The organism is Streptomyces sp. NPDC057249, assembly GCF_042669245.1.
In the GTDB taxonomy this organism is placed as follows: Bacteria; Actinomycetota; Actinomycetes; order Streptomycetales; family Streptomycetaceae; genus Streptomyces.
Genome location: NZ_JBHUXS010000017.1, coordinates 65,448 through 82,740, shown reverse-complemented (window position 1 = coordinate 82,740; position 17,293 = coordinate 65,448). Strand labels below are relative to the sequence as shown.

The following is a 17,293-nucleotide window of genomic DNA, read 5'->3' as shown; positions in this document are numbered from 1 at the left end:
CGTCATTGCGGCCATCCCGGGGGCCGCCCAGGATGGCGGACATGAAGCAGCGATCCGTGCTCGTCGTCCTCTTCGACGGCGTCCAGAGCCTCGACGTCACCGGCCCCATGGAGGTCTTCGCCGGGGCCTCGCGCTTCCCGGACGTCTCGTACGAGCTGCGCACCGCCTCGCTGCACGGCGCCCCGGTCCGCACCTCCTGCGGCCTCACCCTGGTCCCCGACGCCGGCCTCACCGACGCGCCGGCCCCGCACACCCTCCTGGTACCCGGCGGCCGGGGCACCCGCGACCCCGACCCCGGCCTCGTCGACTGGCTGCGCGCCCACGGGCCGCTGCCCGAGCGGCTGGTCTCCGTGTGCAGCGGGGCGCTGCTGCTCGCGGCGGCCGGACAGCTGGACGGGCACCGGGCGACGACGCACTGGAACGTGTGCGGGAAGCTGGCCCGCGAGTATCCGGCCGTCGAGGTCGACCCGGAGCCGATCTTCGTACGGGACGGCAGGATCGCCACCTCGGCCGGGGTCACCGCGGGCATCGACCTCGCGCTGGCCCTGGTCGAGGAGGACCACGGACGGGACGTCGCCCTGACGGTCGCCCGGCATCTGGTCGTCTTCCTGCGCAGGCCGGGCGGCCAGTCCCAGTTCAGCGCCCAGCTCAGCGCCCAGACCGCGCGCCGGGAACCGCTGCGCGAGGTGCAGCACTGGATCACCGAACACCCCGGCGCCGACCTCTCCGTCGAGGCCCTGGCCGCCCGCGCCCGACTCTCGCCCCGCCACTTCGCCCGCGCCTTCCAGGCGGAGACGGGGACCACGCCCGGCCGGTACGTCGACCGGGTCCGCCTCGAACACGCCCGCCGGCTCCTGGAGGACACCACCGACGGGGTCGCCGGGATAGCCCGCAGCTGCGGCTACGGCACGCCGGAGGCGATGCGCCGGGCCTTCGTCAGGGCACTCGGCGCGGGCCCGGCCGAATACCGCCGCCGTTTCGCCTCCCACACCACCGACCCCTCCTGACCCACCCGAGAGACAGGAAACCCATGCAGATCGCCATCGCCCTCTACGACCGCTTCACCGCGCTGGACGCCGTCGGCCCCTACGAGATCCTGTCCCGCGCCCCCGGCGCCGAGACGGTCTTCGTTGCCGAGCGGGCGGGAGCGGTACGCAACGACAGCGGCACGCTCGAACTGGTCGCCCACCGCACGTTCGAGCAGGTGCCCGCCCCGGATCTGGTGATCGTCCCGGGCGGACCCGGGCAGTACCACCAGATGGAGAACGAGAACCTGCTCGGCTGGCTGCGCCGGGTGGACGAAACCACCACCTGGACGACGTCCGTCTGCAGCGGATCGCTGCTCCTGGCGGCCGCGGGGCTGTTGCGGGGGCGGCGCGCCACCTCGCACTGGCTGGCGCTCGACCAGCTCGGGGACCACGGCGCCGAGCCGGCCCGCGAACGCGTCGTCCTCGACGGCAAGTACGTCACCGCGGCCGGGGTGTCGGCCGGGATCGACATGGGCCTCACGCTGCTCGGCCGCATCGCCGGCGACCGCACCGCCCAGGCCGTGCAGCTCCTCACCGAGTACGACCCCCAGCCGCCCTACGACGCGGGGTCGCCGGACAAGGCGCCGGCCGGCCTGGTCCAGGAGTGGCGGGACCGGAGCCGCTTCATCCTTCAGTAGGCGCGGGACGCCAGGTGAACCGGGGCGTGCGGCGTTCCAGGAAGGCGGCGACCCCCTCCGCGGTGTCGCCGCAGCCCCACGCCTGCCCGGCCCAGTACACGTCCCGGTCCTCCCGCCCGGCCGCGAACTCCTTGGCGGCGGCCTGGGTGAGCCGGGACCGGGACACCAGAGTGCGTACGTAGGCGGCGACCCGCTCGTCCAGCCCGTCGGCCGGCAGCACCTCGTCCACCAGGCCCGTCCGCAGCGCCCGCTCGGTGTCGATCAGCTCACCGGAGAACAGCAGGTGCTTGGCCGTCGCGGGACCCGTGAGGGCGACCAGCCGGCGGGTGGACGAGGCGGGGTAGACGATGCCCAGCTTGGCCGGGGTGACTCCGAACCGGGCGCCCTCGGCCGCGAAGCGCAGGTCGCAGGCGGCGGCGAGCTGGCCGCCGCCACCCACGCAGTAGCCGCGCACCGCCGCGAGCGTCGGCAGCGGGAACGCCGCCAGCGCCTCCTCGGCCGCCACGGCCAGCCCCTGCGGGTCGCGCCCGGGGTCCCGGAGCGAGGAGATGTCGGCGCCCGCGCAGAAGGTGTCGCCCGCGCCCGTCAGGACCAGGGCGCCCACGGAAGGATCGGCGGCCAGCTCGCCGAGCAGCACCGGCAGCGCCTCCCACATGGCGGCCGTCATCGCGTTGCGTTTGGCGGGATTGCTGATGACGACGGTGGCGACGCCGTCCGCGACGGTGTGCTCCAGCCGGGGTTCCGTACGGTCCATGGCCGGATGCTATCCGTGGCCTCCAGGCCGGTCAGAAGCGGCCTGAAAACCGACACTCTCACGCAAAAGAAGTCGATTTCTCTCGATAGGAATCGACTTGTGTTCAGTAGCACGGGCCGGAGCAACCTCGACCGCCACCCTGTACTCGACGTGAAGTCACTACGAGTGGAGAGCGGGTACCGGACTATGGAGAGCCGCGGGAGTGTCCCCGCCCGGCCCGTGCCGTACGAAGGGGTCTGGCGGTTCACCGCCCCGGCCTCGGACGTCTCCGTACCCCAGGCCCGGCACGCCGTGCGTGATCTGCTGAAGCGCCAGAACGTGCCGATCGAGGACGACATCACCCAGGGGCTGCTGCTCATCGTCTCCGAGCTGGTCACCAACGCCGTCAAGCACGCGGCGCTGCTCTCGCCCGAACTCGCCGTGGAGGTGGCGGTGGGCGCGGACTGGGTCAGGGTGTCCGTCGAGGACAACCACCCGTACCGCCCGACCGCGCTGGAGACCGACTACGCGCAGACCGGCGGCCGGGGCCTGCTGCTGGTCCGCGAGATCACCCGGGAAGCGGGCGGCACCTGCGACGTCGAGCACACCGCGGGCGGCGGCAAGGTCATCTGGGCGGCCCTGCCGCTGAGCCCCGCCCTCTGACCTCCCCGCCGGCCAGCCGACCTACCAGCCGGCGCCGTCCCCGGTCAGCTCCCGGATCGCCGGACGCGCGGCGTCCAGCACGGTCATGAACCACGCGGAGAACGGGTCGCGGCCGTGCCGCTCGGCCAGCTCGGCCGCCGTCACGAAGGCCGTCCCGCCGACCTCCTCCGGGTCGGGCCGCAGCCGCTCCTGCGCGAGCCCCACGAAGAGGTGGTTGAACTCCTGCTCCACCAGGCCCGAGGCCGGGTCCGGGTGGTTGTAGCGGACGGTGCCGGCCTCGGCCAGCAGCGAGGGGGAGATCCCCAGCTCCTCGTGCGTACGCCGGGCGGCGGCGGCGAACGGCGCCTCGCCCGGGTAGGGGTGGCCGCAGCACGTGTTGGACCAGACACCGGGGGAGTGGTACTTGCCCAGGGCGCGCTGCTGGAGCAGCAGCCGGCCCTGCTCGTCGAAGAGGAACACGGAGAACGCGCGGTGCAGCCGGCCGGGCGCCTGATGGGCGGAGAGCTTCTCCGCCGTGCCGATGGTGGTGCCGCTCTCGTCGACCAGTTCGAGCATGATCGCTTCCGCTGTGCCGTTCGACGAGGTGTTCGCCGCGGTGACTGGTGTGGTCGGCATACCCATCCTTCGCTGTGGTCCCGGCCCCGTGCAGCCGGTCCCGTCGAGTCTGCTCAAGTCTGCCGTACAAAAGCGGCTTGTCCGTACTTGAGGGCCTGGCATGTCCGCCCGCACACGTCCGCGAAACCCTACACCTCGGGCCGTACCGCCCCAGGGCTCAGTGGCAGAGCCTGGCCTCGTGCTCCGCGTGCCCGCTGGGCTCCAGCTGGAAGGTGCAGTGCTCCACGTCGAAGTGGTCGCCGAGGCAGCCCTGGAGCTCGTGCAGCAGCTTCTCGTGGCCGATCGAGTCGAGCAGGTCCTGCTGCACCACCACATGGGCCGAGAGCACCGGCATCCCCGAGGTGATCGTCCAGGCGTGCAGATCGTGGACGTCCAGCACCCCGGGCAGCGCGGTGATGTGGTCGCGTACCTCGCCCATGTCGACGCCCGGGGGCGCCGCCTCCAGGAGCACGTTCAGCGTCTCGCGCAGCAGCCGCACCGTACGCGGGACGATCATGAGCCCGATGACCAGCGAGGCGATGGGGTCCGCCGCCTGCCACCCGGTCGCCATGACGATGCCCGCCGAGATCAGCACGGTCACCGAACCCAGCGTGTCCGCCAGCACCTCCAGATAGGCGCCGCGCACGTTGAGGCTGTCCTGCTGCCCGCGCGTCAGCAGCGACAGCGACACCGCGTTCGCGACGAGGCCCACCAGGGCGAAGGCGATCGTGAGCCCGCCCCGGGTCTCCGCCGGGTCGATGAAGCGCTCCACGGCCTCGAAGAGCAGATAGCCGCCCACCCCGAGCAGCAGGCAGCAGTTGGCCAGGGCGGCCAGGATCTCCGCCCGGGCATGGCCGAAGGTGCGGTTCGGGCCGGCCGGCCGGTTGGCGAAGTGGATCGCCAGCAGCGCGAGCCCCAGCCCCAGGGCGTCGGTCGCCATGTGGGCCGCGTCGGCGATCAGCGCCAGGGAGCCGGACAGCACACCGCCGACGATCTCGATGACCGTCACGGCCAGGGTGATGCCGAGCGCGATGCGCAGCCGCCCCCGGTGCGCGGCGGCCGCCGTGCCGGTGAGCGCCGGCCCGTGCGCGTGTCCGTGATCGTGCCCTGCCCCCATGGGGACGCCTCCCGGTCGTCTCGCGGACCCGGGCTTCCGGCCCGGGCCCTGTCAGTCAACTACGGGTGGGGGGTATCGGGCAACACGGCACTGAACACCGTTGTCATTGGCTCTGACCTGCGCAAACGTGCGCAGGTCAGAGCCTGGCGCGGTGCGGAGCCACCCGGCTTTGTCAGGCGGGGCGGCCATCGACGATGATGATCGCGGGCGGAGCGCGTGGTCCGGCCCCGCCCGGAACGGGGCACCAACGGGCAGTGAACTCGCGCCTCCGTTCATCCGATAGCCTCTGCCGACATGCCGCCGGCCGCTTCTGGCCGCACTGTCGCGTGCCGATCCGTGTCAGCACCCAAGGAGTGAGTTCGTCTGTCGACCGCCATTCTCACAGGTGCTCCGCTGCCCGGATCGTCACTGGAGGACGATCTGCGGGCGCTGGGCTTCGACGTCCGGACAGCCGCCGACGTCACCGAAGCGGCCACCCTGCTGGCCGCCGTCCCGGCGGCCCACCGCATCGCCCTGGTCGACCCCCGCTTCGTCGGCCACCGCCACGCCCTGCGGCTCGCCCTGACCGACCCCCGCTTCCCCGCGGCGGCCGTGCCCGGCGCCCTCACCGCACAGGCCGAGGCGCGCCCCGCCCTGGTCGGCGCCCTGCGCGCCACCACCGACGCGGTCGGCGCCGGACAGCCCGCGAGCGGCACCGCCACGGTCACCGACCGCACGGTGCCCGGCAGGCTCGCGGCGGCCATGGAGGCCGAGGGCACCCAGGTGCAGCGCCCGGAACTGGGCTCGCTCGTCGCCACCGTGCCCGCCGACGAGACCGCCCGCGCCGCGGCCCGCACGGACGTCGAGGCCGTGGACGACGAGGCGGTCCGGCTGCGCAGCGCGGTGAAGGCCCGCGACGGCTTCTTCACCACCCACTTCATCAGCCCGTACTCCCGCTACATCGCACGTTGGTGCGCGCGCCGGGGGCTCACCCCGAACCAGGTCACCACCGCGTCCCTGCTCACCGCGCTGATAGCGGCCGGCTGCGCGGCCACCGGCACCCGGGGCGGGTACGTCGCGGCGGGCATCCTGCTGCTGCTCTCGTTCGTCCTGGACTGCACCGACGGGCAGCTCGCCCGCTACTCGCTCCAGTACTCCACGATGGGCGCCTGGCTGGACGCCACCTTCGACCGCGCCAAGGAGTACGCCTACTACGCGGGCCTTGCCCTCGGCGCGGCGCGCGGCGGCGACGACGTCTGGGCGCTGGCCCTCGGCGCGATGGTCCTCCAGTCCTGCCGCCACGTCATCGACTTCTCGTTCAACGAGGCCAACCACGACGCGGTGGCGAACAGCAGCCCCACGGCCGCCCTCTCCGACAAGCTCGACAGCGTCGGCTGGACGGTCTGGCTGCGGCGCATGATCGTGCTCCCGATCGGCGAGCGCTGGGCGATGATCGCCGTGCTCACCGCCGTGACCACCCCGCGCATCGTCTTCTACGCCCTGCTTGCCGGCTGCGCCTTCGCCGCCTGCTACACCACCGCGGGCCGCCTCCTGCGCTCCCTGACCCGCAAGGCCCGGCGCACCGACCGTGCCGCCCAGGCCCTCGCCGACCTTGCGGACTCCGGCCCGGTCGCCCAGCTGATCGCCGCCCGGGGCCCGAAGGCCGGCGGGTCCTGGACCGCCCCCGTGGTCGCCCTCGTCGGCACCGGCGCGCTGATCGCCGCCGCGCTCCAGCAGCCCTTCGGCAGCCGCCAGACGATCATCGCCGCCGCCTTCTACGCGATCTGCTCCGGCATAGCCGTGGCCCGCCCCCTCAAGGGCGCCCTCGACTGGCTCGTACCCCCCGTCTTCCGGGCCGCCGAGTACTGCACGGTCCTGATCCTGGCCGCCCGCAGCGACCTCGACGGGGCGCTCCCCGCGGCCTTCGGGCTGGTCTCGGCCGTCGCCTACCATCACTACGACACGGTGTACCGCATCCGAGGCGGCACCGGCGCCCCGCCCCAGTGGCTCGTGCGCACGATCGGCGGACACGAGGGCCGGACCCTGGTCGTGGCCGTGCTCGCCGCCGCACTCACCGGAGCCTCCGGCTTCACCACGGCGCTCACCGTGCTCGCCGTGGCCGTGGCAGTGATCGTGCTGGTGGAGTCCATCCGCTTCTGGGTGTCCTCCGGGGCGCCCGCCGTCCACGACGAAGGAGAACCCGCATGATCGGCCTCGTACTGGCAGCCGGCGCAGGACGGCGCCTGCGCCCCTATACCGACACCCTGCCCAAGGCGCTCGTGCCGGTGGACGGCGACACGACGATCCTCGACCTCACGCTGGCCAACTTCGCCGAGATCGGGCTCACCGAGGCCGCGATCGTCGTCGGCTACCGCAAGGAGGCCGTCTACGCCCGCAAGGAGGAGCTGGAGACCACCTACGGCCTGAAGCTGACCCTCGTGGACAACGACAAGGCCGAGGAGTGGAACAACGCCTACTCCCTGTGGTGCGCCCGTGACGTGCTCAAGCGCGGCGTCATCCTCGCCAACGGCGACACCGTGCACCCGGTCTCCGTCGAGAAGACGCTGCTGGCCGCCCGCGGCGACGGCAAGAAGATCATCCTCGCCCTCGACACGGTGAAGTCCCTCGCCGACGAGGAGATGAAGGTCGTCGTGGAGGACGGCGAGGGCGTGCGCCGGATCACCAAGCTGATGGACCCGGCCGAGGCCACCGGTGAGTACATCGGCCTCACCCTCATCGAGGCCGAGGCCGCCGAGGAACTGGCCGACGCGCTGAAGGCCACCTTCGAGCGCGACCCGGACCTCTACTACGAGGACGGTTACCAGGAGCTCGTCAACCGCGGCTTCACCGTGGACGTCGCCCCCATCGGTGACGTGAGCTGGGTCGAGATCGACAACCACGACGACCTCGCGAAGGGCCGGGAGATCGCGTGCCGGTACTGACCCGACTCATCCCGTCCCCGGTCTTCGTGGACATCAGCCGGGGCGCCATGCACGACCTGGCCGGTCTCCTCGCCGACCAGCGGATCTCCGCCTCCGGCAAGCTCGCCATCGCGATCAGCGGCGGCTCCGGGCTCGCCCTGCGCGAGAAGCTCGCCCCGGCCCTGCCGGGCGCCGACTGGTACTGCGTGGCCGGCGGCGACATCGACGCCGCGGTGCGGCTGGCCGACGACATCAAGGGCAAGCGCTACGACGCCGTGGTCGGCCTCGGCGGCGGCAAGATCATCGACGTGGCGAAGTACGCCGCGGCCCGGGTCGGGCTGCCGCTGGTCTCGGTCGCCACGAACCTCGCCCACGACGGCCTCTGCTCGCCGGTCGCCACCCTGGACAACGACAACGGCCGGGGCTCCTACGGCGTCCCCATGCCCATCGCCATGGTGATCGACCTGTCGGTGATCCGCACCGCCCCCGACCGCTTCGTACGGTCCGGCATCGGCGACGCCATCTCCAACATCTCCGCCATCGCCGACTGGGAGCTCTCGCACCAGGTCAACGGCGAACAGATCGACGGACTCGCCTCCGCCATGGCCCGTACCGCCGGCGAGGCCGTCCTGCGCCACCCCGGCACCGTCGCCGACGACGAGTTCCTCACCGTCCTCGCCGAGTCGCTGGTGCTCTCCGGCATCGCCATCTCGATCAGCGGGGACACCCGGCCCTCGTCCGGCGCCTGCCACGAGATCAGCCACGCGTTCGACCTGCTCTTCCCGAAGCGGGCCGCCAGCCACGGCGAGCAGGTCGGCCTCGGCGCCGCCTTCGCCATGCACCTGCGCGGCGCCGTGGACGAGTCGGGCCTCTTCGCCGACGTACTGCGCAGGCACGGCCTGCCGGTCAGGCCCGAGGAGATCGGCTTCACCGCCGACGAATTCGTCCAGGCCGTCGAGTACGCCCCCCAGACCCGTCCGGGACGCTTCACGGTCCTGGAACACCTCAGCCTCTCCACCGACCAGATCAGGGACGCGTACGCCGACTATGCCAAGACCATCAGTAGCTGAACTCCGCCCGGTCGTTCACCCGCCGGGCGTCAAGGACCGGCGCAGCGGTGAACACTGGGCGGGCCGGATATACATGCGCGAGGTCTCCCTGCGCATCGACCGGTACCTGGTGAACACCAGGGTCACGCCCAACCAGCTGACCTACCTGATGACGCTGGCCGGTGTGCTGGCCGCCCCCGCGCTGCTCGTCCCGGGCATCTGGGGTGCGGTGCTCGGTGTCGTCATGGTCCAGCTGTACCTGCTGCTCGACTGCGTGGACGGCGAGATCGCGCGCTGGAAGAAGCAGTTCTCGCTCGGCGGCGTCTACCTGGACCGGGTCGGTGCCTACCTGTGCGACGCGGCCGTGCTCGTCGGCTTCGGCCTGCGCGCCGCCGACCTGTGGGGCACCGGCCGCATCGACTGGCTCTGGGCCTTCCTCGGCACGCTCGCCGCGCTCGGCGCGATCCTGATCAAGGCCGAGACGGACCTGGTCGGCGTCGCCCGCCACCAGGGCGGACTGCCGCCGGTCAAGGAGTCCGCCTCCGAGCCGCGCTCCTCCGGCATGGCGTTCGCCCGCCGGGCCGCCGGCGCGCTCAAGTTCCACCGGCTCATCCTGTGCGTCGAGGCGTCCCTGGTCATCCTGGTCGCGGCCGTCCTGGACGAGGTGCGGGGCGACTTCTTCTTCAGCCGTCTCGCGGTCGCGGTCCTGGCGGGCATCGCCCTGCTCCAGACCCTGCTGCACCTCGTGTCGGTCCTGGCGTCGAGCAGGCTGAAGTGAGCACACCCATGAAACTCGGCGCGGTCATCATCACCATGGGCAACCGCCCGGCCGAGCTGCGCGCCCTGCTCGATTCGGTCGCCGCCCAGAAGGGCGACCGGATCGAGGTGGTCGTCGTCGGCAACGGCTCGCCGGTCCCCGACGTCCCCCCGGGCGTCCGCACCGTCGAGCTGCCCGAGAACCTCGGCATCCCCGGCGGCCGAAACGTCGGCATCGAGGCGTTCGGGCCCTCCGGCGCCGACGTGGACGCCCTGCTCTTCCTGGACGACGACGGGCTGCTGCCCCTCACCGACACCGCGGAGCTGTGCCGCGAGGCGTTCTCCGAGGACCCCCGGCTCGGCATCATCAGCTTCCGCATCGCGGACCCGGAGACCGGGGTGACCCAGCGCCGGCACGTGCCGAGGCTGCGCGCCGCGGACCCGATGCGCTCGTCCCGCGTGACCACGTTCCTGGGCGGCGCCAACGCGGTGCGCACCCGGGTGCTGGCCGAGGTCGGCCCGCTGCCGGGCGACTTCTTCTACGCGCACGAGGAGACGGACCTCGCCTGGCGGGCGCTGGACGCCGGCTGGCTGATCGACTACCGCGCGGACATGGTGCTGCACCACCCCGCCACGGCCCCGTCCCGCCATGCCGTCTACCACCGCATGGTGGCCCGCAACCGGGTCTGGCTGGCCCGGCGCAACCTCCCCGCGCCCCTCGTGCCGGTGTACCTCGGGGTGTGGATGCTGCTGACCCTGCTGCGCAGGCCGTCCGGCGAGGCCCTGAAGGCGTGGTTCGGCGGCTTCCGGGAGGGCTGGCGGACCCCGTGCGGACCGCGCCGCCCGATGAAGTGGCGTACGGTGTGGCGACTGACCAGGCTGGGCCGCCCTCCGGTCATCTGAGAGGCTCCCCTCTGGGAGCATGAGGCGTATTTTTCTTGTCGGGACCTGTCCGCCCTGAGCCGCGCCCGCGACTGGCTGCGCATTTCGAATACGAGAGTTTCTTCTGGTGAGTGACACAACCCATGGTGGCGCGGTTGCGGTGAGCAGCCCGCCGTCAGCCGACGACGGCCTGAGCGCGGCCGAGCTGGCCGCCAAGTACGGTCTTGCGGTCAGCGGTGCCCGGCCCGGACTCCTCGAGTACGTGCGCCAGCTCCAGGGGCGACGCCATTTCATCCTGGCGTTCTCCCGGGCCAAGCTGACCGCCCAGTACAGCCAGGCGAAGCTGGGCCAGCTCTGGCAGGTGGCGACCCCGCTCCTGAACGCGGCGGTCTACTTCCTCATCTTCGGGCTGATCCTCGGCACGAAGAAGGGGATACCGCAGGAGGTCTTCATCCCGTTCCTGGTGACCGGGGTGTTCGTCTTCACCTTCACGCAGAGCTCCGTGATGGCCGGCGTGCGCGCGATCTCCGGGAACCTCGGCCTGGTCAGGGCCCTGCACTTCCCGCGCGCCTCGCTGCCCATCTCCTTCTCGCTCCAGCAGCTCCAGCAGCTGCTGTACTCGATGATCGTGCTGATCGCGGTCACCGTCGGATTCGGCAGCTACCCCCGGCTGTCCTGGCTGCTGGTGATCCCGGCCCTGGCGATGCAGTTCTTCTTCAACACCGGACTGGCGCTCGCCATGGCCAGGATGGGCGCCAAGACACCCGACCTGGCCCAGCTCATGCCGTTCGTCATGCGTACCTGGATGTACGCGTCCGGGGTCATGTTCTCCATCCCGGTGATGCTCGCGGACAAGCCGGCCTGGATCACCGACGTGCTCCAGTACAACCCGGCGGCCATCTACATGGACCTGGTCAGGTTCGCCCTGATCGACGGATACGGCTCCGAGAACCTGCCGGACCACGTCTGGGCGGTGGCCCTCGCCTGGTCGATCGTGGTGGGCATCGTGGGCTTCGTGTACTTCTGGAAGGCAGAGGAACGGTACGGCCGTGGCTGACGACAACACCGCGGGGCGCGTCCCCACCGTGATCGCCGACGACGTGCACATCGTGTACCGGGTCAACGGCGGCGGCGGTGGCAAGGGCAGTGCCACCGCCGCACTGAGCCGGATCATGCGCCGCGAGAAGGGCGAGGCACGCGGGGTGCGCAAGGTGCACGCCGTGCGCGGGGTGACCTTCACCGCCTACCGGGGCGAGGCCATCGGGCTCATCGGGACGAACGGCTCCGGCAAGTCGACCCTGCTCCGCGCCATCGCGGGACTCCTGCCGACGGAGAGCGGCAGCGTCTACACGGACGGCCAGCCCTCGCTGCTCGGCGTCAACGCCGCGCTGATGAGCGACCTGACCGGCGAGCGCAACGTGGTGCTCGGCGGCCTCGCGATGGGCATGAGCCGCGAGGAGATCCGCGAGCGCTACGACGACATCGTGGAGTTCTCCGGCATCAACGACAAGGGCGACTTCATCACCCTGCCGATGCGCACGTACTCCTCCGGTATGGCCGCCCGCCTCCGCTTCTCCATCGCGGCCGCGAAGAACCACGACGTCCTCATGATCGACGAGGCGCTGGCGACCGGTGACCGCAAGTTCCAGATCCGCTCCGAGGCACGGATCAGGGAGCTGCGCAAGGAGGCCGGGACGGTCTTCCTGGTCAGCCACAGCAACAAGTCGATCCGGGACACCTGCAACCGGGTGCTGTGGCTGGAGAAGGGCGAGCTCCTGATGGACGGGCCGACCGAGGAGGTCCTGCGGGCCTACGAACGGGAGACCGGCAAGTAGGACGCTCCGCGTCGCACGGCACACGGCCTCCGCCGGACCCTTCCGGCGGAGGCCGCGCCATGTCCGGATGGTGGACCGGAGTCCGGACATCCGCGCCTCGTCGTACGGCGGCCGTCGCGATCTCCTACCGCCGGATGACGTGAACGCGCTCCGGTGGGGGGAAAGTTGACGCGGGCCCCGGGTCCGGTGCCGTACGGCCCGTACCCCGGCGTTTGGATGAGCGTTGTACAACGTAAGCTGTACCGGTGCTGATTCGCCGCAAGTGGGGCGATACCGCCCGGGGGACGGTCGGGAGCCGTCCTCGGCACTCGGAAGGGCGGGCGGCGTGTCCGGAATGGGGTATTTTGGGTCAGCAGTGTAGAACGGGAGTTGTGACGGCTATGACGGAAGATCTCCCGCTCCGAGGTGCTCACGCCGTCCCCGCGCAGGGCGGTCCGCAGTGACCCGTACCCGGCAGGCGCGGCTCGATACCGCCGCATCCGGAACCCTCGACAAGGCAGCCCACGAGAACTTTCCGGTCGCCCCCTTCTTCCTGCCGCGCGCCTGGCGCGACGACCTGATGGCCGTCTACGGCTTCGCCCGGCTGGTGGACGACATCGGCGACGGCGACCTCGCCCCCGGCGGCGCCGACGCGACGTACCTCGGCCTCGACCCGGCCCAGAGCGACGACAGGCTCGCGATGCTGGACGCGCTGGAGCGCGATCTGCGCCGCGTCTTCGCGACCACCGGCGAGACCCCGCACCATCCGTTGATGCGGGCGCTCCGCCCGACCGCCCGGCGCCGCGCGCTCACCCCCGAACCGTTCATCGGTCTCATCGAGGCCAACCGGCAGGACCAGAAGGTCCGTCGCTACGGCACGTACGAGGAACTGCTCGCGTACTGCGAGCTCTCCGCCAACCCCGTGGGCCGCCTCGTCCTCCAGCTCACCGGTACCGCGAGCCCCGAACGGCTGCGCCGCTCCGACGCCGTGTGCACCGCACTGCAGATCGTGGAGCACCTCCAGGACGTCGCCGAGGACCTCGGCCGCGACCGCGTCTACCTGCCGTCCGAGGACATGGCCCGGTTCCACGTCGGCGAGACCGACCTCGCGGCGCCCACCGCGAACGCCTCGGTCCGCTCCCTGATCGCGTACGAAGCGGAACGCGCCCGGGATCTGCTGAATGAAGGCACCCCCCTGGTGGGTAGCGTCCACGGCAGGCTCCGGCTGCTCCTCGCCGGATTCGTGGGAGGAGGACGCGCCGCCCTCACCGCGATCGCGGCCGCCGGATTCGACGTACTGCCCGGACCACCCGGACCCACCAAGCCCAGCCTGCTGCGCGAAGTGGGAGTTGTCTTGCGAAAAGCGCGTAGAGAGGGGTGAGCCGGACCGTGGAGGGACAGACGACGTACATGTCGGCACCGGTGCAGGCCGCATACAGTTACTGCGAGGCGGTCACCGGACAGCAGGCGCGTAACTTCGCGTACGGCATCAGGCTGCTGCCGGCCGAGAAGCGGCAGGCCATGTCGGCGCTGTACGCCTTCTCCCGTCGCGTGGACGACATCGGTGACGGCGAACTGGAGCCGGAGACCAAGCGCGTCCGCCTGGAGAGCACCCGCACCCTGCTCGACCGGGTCCGCGCCGGCGAGGTCGAGGACGACGACACCGACCCGGTCGCCGTCGCGCTCGCCGACGCCGCCCGCAGGTTCCCGCTGCCACTCGAAGGGCTCGACGAGCTCATCGACGGCGTCCTGATGGACGTGGACGGCGCCGTCTACGAGACCTGGGACGACCTCAAGGTCTACTGCCGCTGCGTCGCGGGCGCCATCGGGCGGCTGAGCCTCGGCGTGTTCGGTACGGAGCCGGGCGCCCCCGGCGCCGAGCGCGCCCCCGAGTACGCCGACACGCTCGGCCTCGCCCTCCAGCTGACGAACATCCTGCGCGACGTCCGCGAGGACGCGGGCAACGGCCGCACCTACCTGCCCGCCGACGACCTCGCCAAGTTCGGCTGCTCCGGAGGCTTCCAGCGGGCCACCCCGCCGCCCGGCTCCGACTTCGCGGGCCTCGTCCACTTCGAGGTCCGGCGTGCCCGCGCCCTGTTCGCCGAGGGCTACCGGCTGCTGCCGATGCTCGACCGGCGCAGCGGCGCCTGCGTGGCCGCCATGGCCGGCATCTACCGCAGGCTTCTCGACCGCATCGAACGCGACCCCGAGGCGGTGCTGCGCGGCCGGGTCTCGCTCCCGGGGCACGAGAAGGCGTACGTCGCGGTGCGCGGCCTGTCCGGACTCGACGCCCGGCACATCTCGCGGCGCACGGCCCGAGGGCGTGTCTGAATGCGCCTCAGGTACATCTCGCGCACCATGTGCATCACGAACGAACACGGCGGACGGCGGGCAACCCCCGGCCGGGCGGTCGCGTCCCTGTCTGGGCAGGACCGATCCGAGCAGCACCCATGGGCAAGCAACCGGCGAGAGGGGGACGCGTGAACGACGACGCGCCGCGCCCTTCCCGCGCGGTCGTGATCGGCGGCGGCATCGCCGGGGTCACGGCGGCGCTCCGTCTGGCCGACGCCGGGCTTGACGTGACCCTGCTCGAAGGGCGGCCCCGGCTCGGCGGGCTCGCCTTCTCCTTCCGCCGGGGCGAGCTCACCGTCGACAACGGCCAGCACGTCTACCTGCGCTGCTGCACCGCCTACCGCTGGTTCCTCGACCGGGTCGACGGCGCCCGCCTGGCACCCCTGCAAAACCGTTTGGACGTGCCGGTTCTGGACGTCGGACGGCCCTCGGGCCCCCGGCTCGGACGGCTCCGCCGCAACGCGCTCCCGGTCCCGCTGCACCTCGCGGCCGGCCTCGCCGGGTACCCCCACCTGTCCCTCGCCGAACGCGCCGGCGTCGCCCGCGCCGCCCTCGCCCTCGGCCGGCTCGACCCGGACGACCCCGCTCTCGACGCCGTGGACTTCGGCAGCTGGCTCGCCCGACACGGCCAGTCGCCGCGCACCATCGAGGCGCTGTGGGACCTCGTCGGCGTCGCCACCCTCAACGCCACCGCCCCCCACGCCTCGCTCGGGCTCGCCGCGAAGGTCTTCAAGACCGGGCTGCTCTCCGAACCGGGCGCCGCCGACATCGGCTGGGCCGCCGTACCGCTCGGCGACATCCACGACACGATGAGCCGCAAGGCCCTGGACTCCGCCGGCGTCCGCACCGAACTGCGCACCAAGGCCCACGGCCTCGCCCGCACCGAGGACGGGCACTGGGTGGTGGACACCGGCGCCGAACGGATCGAGGCGGACACGGTCGTCCTGGCCGTCCCGCAGCGCGAGACCCACGCCCTGCTGCCCGAGGGTGCGCTCGACGCACCGGACAAGCTCCTGGAGATCGGTACGTCCCCGATCCTCAACGTGCACGTCGTCTACGACCGCAAGGTGCTGAAGCGGCCCTTCTTCGCCGCGCTCGGCTCCCCGGTCCAGTGGGTCTTCGACCGTACCGGGACGTCCGGCCTCACCGGGCCCGGGCAGTACCTCGCGGTCTCGCAGTCCGCGGCCGGCGACGAGATCGACCTGCCCGTCGCCGAACTGCGCGCCCGCTACCTGCCCGAACTGGAACGGCTGCTGCCCGCCGCCCGAGGCGCCGGCATCCGGGACTTCTTCGTCACCCGCGAGCGCACCGCGACCTTCGCGCCCGCGCCCGGCGTCGGCCTGCTGCGCCCCGGGACGCTCACCCGCGCCCCCGGACTCTTCCTGGCAGGTGCCTGGACCGCCACCGGCTGGCCCGCCACGATGGAGGGCGCGGTCCGCAGTGGCGCGAGTGCCGCGGACGCGGCGCTCCTGGCGCTCGGCCGCCCCCATGAACATCCGCTGCAGGAGGCGGCATGAGCAGTACCACCGGAACAAGAGGAGAGTCAGTGACCCCGGCGAATCCGGCTTCCGACACCGTGGCGGACACCACGGACGTCACCGCGCTTCTGGAGCGCGGACGGGCCCTTTCCGCGCCGGTGCTCCGGGCCGCCGTCGACCGGCTCGCACCGCCCATGGACACCGTGGCCGCCTATCACTTCGGCTGGATCGACGCTCAGGGCAGGCCCGCCGACGGCGACGGCGGCAAGGCCGTCCGCCCGGCGCTGGCCCTGCTGTCCGCCGAGGCGGCCGGCGCCGCGGCCGAGGCCGGCATCCCCGGCGCCGTCGCCGTCGAGCTCGTGCACAACTTCTCGCTGCTGCACGACGACCTGATGGACGGCGACGAGCAGCGACGCCACCGCGACACCGTGTGGAAGGTGCACGGCCCCGCCCAGGCCATCCTGGTCGGCGACGCCCTGTTCGCCCTGGCCTACGACGTCCTGCTGGAGCTCGGCACGGCCGAGGCGGGCCGCGCGGCCCGGCGGCTGACCACGGCGACCCGCAAGCTCATCGACGGGCAGGCCCAGGACATCTCCTACGAGCACCGCGAGAGCGTCACCGTCGAGGAGTGCCTGGAGATGGAGGGCAACAAGACCGGCGCCCTCCTCGCCTGCGCCTGCTCCATCGGCGCGGTGCTCGGCGGCGCCGACGACCGCACGGCCGACGTCCTGGAGGCGTACGGCCACCACCTCGGGCTCGCCTTCCAGGCGGTCGACGACCTCCTCGGCATCTGGGGCGACCCCGAGTCCACCGGCAAGCAGACCTGGAGCGATCTGCGCCAGCGCAAGAAGTCCCTGCCGGTCGTCGCCGCGCTCGCCGCGGGCGGACCGGCCTCCGAGCGCCTCGGCGAGCTGCTCGCCGCCGACGCCAAGAGCAGCGACTTCGACAGCTTCTCCGAGGAGGAGTTCGCCGCCCGTGCGGCGCTCATCGAGGAGGCGGGCGGTCGCGAGTGGACCGCCCAGGAGGCGCGTCGTCAGCATGCGGTCGCCATAGAGGTGCTGCACGGTGTCGACATGCCGGAACCCGTGCGGGCGCAGCTCACGGCGCTCGCGGACTTCGTCGTCGTACGAAAGAGATGATCACCATCTGGTCCATATGACTCGCAGTCGCCGGGCGGCGCCCCCCCCGGCGCCCGCCCCCCGCGCCCCCCCCCCCCCCCAGGCCCCCCCGCACCCACGGGGAGCCCAGAAACCCCCCACCCCCCCAACCCCCCGGGGCGGTGTACCCCC

General features: G+C 72.2%; 18 protein-coding genes. 14 read left to right on the top strand and 4 right to left on the bottom strand.

Going from position 1 to position 17,293, the window contains the following annotated elements; translation table 11 throughout:
- Nucleotides 1–41: 41 nt before the first annotated feature.
- Together ACFUJY_RS27480 and ACFUJY_RS27475 are read left to right on the top strand one after the other, a co-directional pair.
- Nucleotides 42–1,007: a GlxA family transcriptional regulator gene (locus ACFUJY_RS27480; protein ID WP_383304566.1), complete on the top strand. Its 966-nt coding sequence runs from the start codon at nt 42–44 to the stop codon at nt 1,005–1,007.
- Nucleotides 1,008–1,030: 23 nt separating this feature from the next.
- Complete coding sequence (locus ACFUJY_RS27475; protein WP_383304563.1) at nt 1,031–1,666, top strand: DJ-1/PfpI family protein; 636 nt, start codon at nt 1,031–1,033, stop codon at nt 1,664–1,666.
- Here ACFUJY_RS27475 and ACFUJY_RS27470 read toward each other — a convergent pair.
- Entirely contained in the window at nt 1,653–2,420 is a 768-nt protein-coding gene (locus ACFUJY_RS27470) for an enoyl-CoA hydratase/isomerase family protein (protein WP_383304561.1), read from the bottom strand. The genes ACFUJY_RS27475 and ACFUJY_RS27470 overlap by 14 nt on opposite strands.
- A gap of 186 nt (nt 2,421–2,606) precedes the next feature.
- Here ACFUJY_RS27470 and ACFUJY_RS27465 point away from each other — a divergent pair, with 186 nt between their 5' ends.
- Nucleotides 2,607–3,062 carry an ATP-binding protein gene (locus tag ACFUJY_RS27465; RefSeq protein ID WP_383304559.1) on the top strand — a complete coding sequence of 152 codons (456 nt, stop codon included), beginning with the start codon at nt 2,607–2,609 and terminating at the stop codon, nt 3,060–3,062.
- A 21-nt stretch (nt 3,063–3,083) separates the two neighbouring features.
- Here ACFUJY_RS27465 and idi read toward each other — a convergent pair whose 3' ends face one another.
- The 3 genes from idi to ACFUJY_RS27450 form a co-directional block, all read right to left on the bottom strand.
- Entirely contained in the window at nt 3,084–3,677 is a 594-nt protein-coding gene (gene idi / locus ACFUJY_RS27460; protein WP_383304557.1) for an isopentenyl-diphosphate Delta-isomerase, read from the bottom strand.
- Nucleotides 3,678–3,834: 157 nt separating this feature from the next.
- Entirely contained in the window at nt 3,835–4,773 is a 939-nt protein-coding gene (locus ACFUJY_RS27455) for a cation diffusion facilitator family transporter (protein WP_383304555.1), read from the bottom strand.
- A gap of 405 nt (nt 4,774–5,178) precedes the next feature.
- Complete coding sequence (locus ACFUJY_RS27450) at nt 5,179–5,313, bottom strand: hypothetical protein (protein WP_265539059.1); 135 nt, start codon at nt 5,311–5,313, stop codon at nt 5,179–5,181.
- Between ACFUJY_RS27450 and ACFUJY_RS27445 the strand changes: the two genes are divergently transcribed.
- From ACFUJY_RS27445 to ACFUJY_RS27395, 11 genes are all read left to right on the top strand, one after another.
- Nucleotides 5,251–6,960 carry a DUF5941 domain-containing protein gene (locus ACFUJY_RS27445; RefSeq protein WP_383304699.1) on the top strand — a complete coding sequence of 570 codons (1,710 nt, stop codon included), beginning with the start codon at nt 5,251–5,253 and terminating at the stop codon, nt 6,958–6,960. The two genes, ACFUJY_RS27450 and ACFUJY_RS27445, sit on opposite strands and share 63 nt — an antisense overlap.
- Entirely contained in the window at nt 6,957–7,694 is a 738-nt protein-coding gene (locus ACFUJY_RS27440) for a sugar phosphate nucleotidyltransferase (RefSeq protein WP_383304553.1), read from the top strand. Before ACFUJY_RS27445 ends, ACFUJY_RS27440 begins: the two co-directional genes overlap by 4 nt.
- On the top strand, nt 7,682–8,743 hold the full coding sequence (locus ACFUJY_RS27435) for an iron-containing alcohol dehydrogenase family protein (RefSeq protein ID WP_383304551.1): 1,062 nt from the start codon (nt 7,682–7,684) through the stop codon (nt 8,741–8,743). The genes ACFUJY_RS27440 and ACFUJY_RS27435 overlap by 13 nt, the downstream gene beginning before the upstream one ends.
- Complete coding sequence (locus tag ACFUJY_RS27430) at nt 8,721–9,500, top strand: CDP-alcohol phosphatidyltransferase family protein (RefSeq protein ID WP_383304549.1); 780 nt, start codon at nt 8,721–8,723, stop codon at nt 9,498–9,500. The genes ACFUJY_RS27435 and ACFUJY_RS27430 overlap by 23 nt, the downstream gene beginning before the upstream one ends.
- A gap of 8 nt (nt 9,501–9,508) precedes the next feature.
- Nucleotides 9,509–10,381, top strand: coding sequence for a glycosyltransferase family 2 protein (locus ACFUJY_RS27425; protein ID WP_383304697.1), 873 nt, complete (start codon nt 9,509–9,511; stop codon nt 10,379–10,381).
- Between the two features lie 106 nt (nt 10,382–10,487).
- Nucleotides 10,488–11,417, top strand: a complete 930-nt coding sequence (locus ACFUJY_RS27420; RefSeq protein ID WP_383304547.1) for an ABC transporter permease — start codon at nt 10,488–10,490, stop codon at nt 11,415–11,417.
- Entirely contained in the window at nt 11,410–12,195 is a 786-nt protein-coding gene (locus tag ACFUJY_RS27415; protein WP_143623765.1) for an ABC transporter ATP-binding protein, read from the top strand. Before ACFUJY_RS27420 ends, ACFUJY_RS27415 begins: the two co-directional genes overlap by 8 nt.
- Nucleotides 12,196–12,634: 439 nt before the next feature.
- Nucleotides 12,635–13,555: a squalene synthase HpnC gene (gene hpnC / locus ACFUJY_RS27410; RefSeq protein ID WP_383304544.1), complete on the top strand. Its 921-nt coding sequence runs from the start codon at nt 12,635–12,637 to the stop codon at nt 13,553–13,555.
- Between the two features lie 29 nt (nt 13,556–13,584).
- The gene (gene hpnD / locus ACFUJY_RS27405) at nt 13,585–14,505 is read left to right on the top strand and encodes a presqualene diphosphate synthase HpnD (RefSeq protein WP_383304695.1); all 921 of its coding nucleotides are present in this window, start codon (nt 13,585–13,587) and stop codon (nt 14,503–14,505) included.
- A gap of 149 nt (nt 14,506–14,654) precedes the next feature.
- Entirely contained in the window at nt 14,655–16,043 is a 1,389-nt protein-coding gene (gene hpnE / locus ACFUJY_RS27400) for a hydroxysqualene dehydroxylase HpnE (protein ID WP_383304542.1), read from the top strand.
- Nucleotides 16,040–17,143, top strand: coding sequence for a polyprenyl synthetase family protein (locus ACFUJY_RS27395; protein ID WP_383304540.1), 1,104 nt, complete (start codon nt 16,040–16,042; stop codon nt 17,141–17,143). Before hpnE ends, ACFUJY_RS27395 begins: the two co-directional genes overlap by 4 nt.
- The last annotated feature ends 150 nt before the right edge of the window (nt 17,144–17,293 follow it).

Coding starts and splice junctions, on each gene's coding strand:
- ACFUJY_RS27480 (WP_383304566.1), top strand. CDS start 42: ATGAAGCAGCGATCCGTGCTCGTCGTCCTCTTCGACGGCGTCCAGAGC.
- ACFUJY_RS27475 (WP_383304563.1), top strand. CDS start 1,031: ATGCAGATCGCCATCGCCCTCTACGACCGCTTCACCGCGCTGGACGCC.
- ACFUJY_RS27470 (WP_383304561.1), bottom strand. CDS start 2,420: ATGGACCGTACGGAACCCCGGCTGGAGCACACCGTCGCGGACGGCGTC.
- ACFUJY_RS27465 (WP_383304559.1), top strand. CDS start 2,607: ATGGAGAGCCGCGGGAGTGTCCCCGCCCGGCCCGTGCCGTACGAAGGG.
- idi (WP_383304557.1), bottom strand. CDS start 3,677: ATGCCGACCACACCAGTCACCGCGGCGAACACCTCGTCGAACGGCACA.
- ACFUJY_RS27455 (WP_383304555.1), bottom strand. CDS start 4,773: ATGGGGGCAGGGCACGATCACGGACACGCGCACGGGCCGGCGCTCACC.
- ACFUJY_RS27440 (WP_383304553.1), top strand. CDS start 6,957: ATGATCGGCCTCGTACTGGCAGCCGGCGCAGGACGGCGCCTGCGCCCC.
- ACFUJY_RS27430 (WP_383304549.1), top strand. CDS start 8,721: ATGCCAAGACCATCAGTAGCTGAACTCCGCCCGGTCGTTCACCCGCCG.
- ACFUJY_RS27425 (WP_383304697.1), top strand. CDS start 9,509: ATGAAACTCGGCGCGGTCATCATCACCATGGGCAACCGCCCGGCCGAG.
- hpnD (WP_383304695.1), top strand. CDS start 13,585: ATGTCGGCACCGGTGCAGGCCGCATACAGTTACTGCGAGGCGGTCACC.
- ACFUJY_RS27395 (WP_383304540.1), top strand. CDS start 16,040: ATGAGCAGTACCACCGGAACAAGAGGAGAGTCAGTGACCCCGGCGAAT.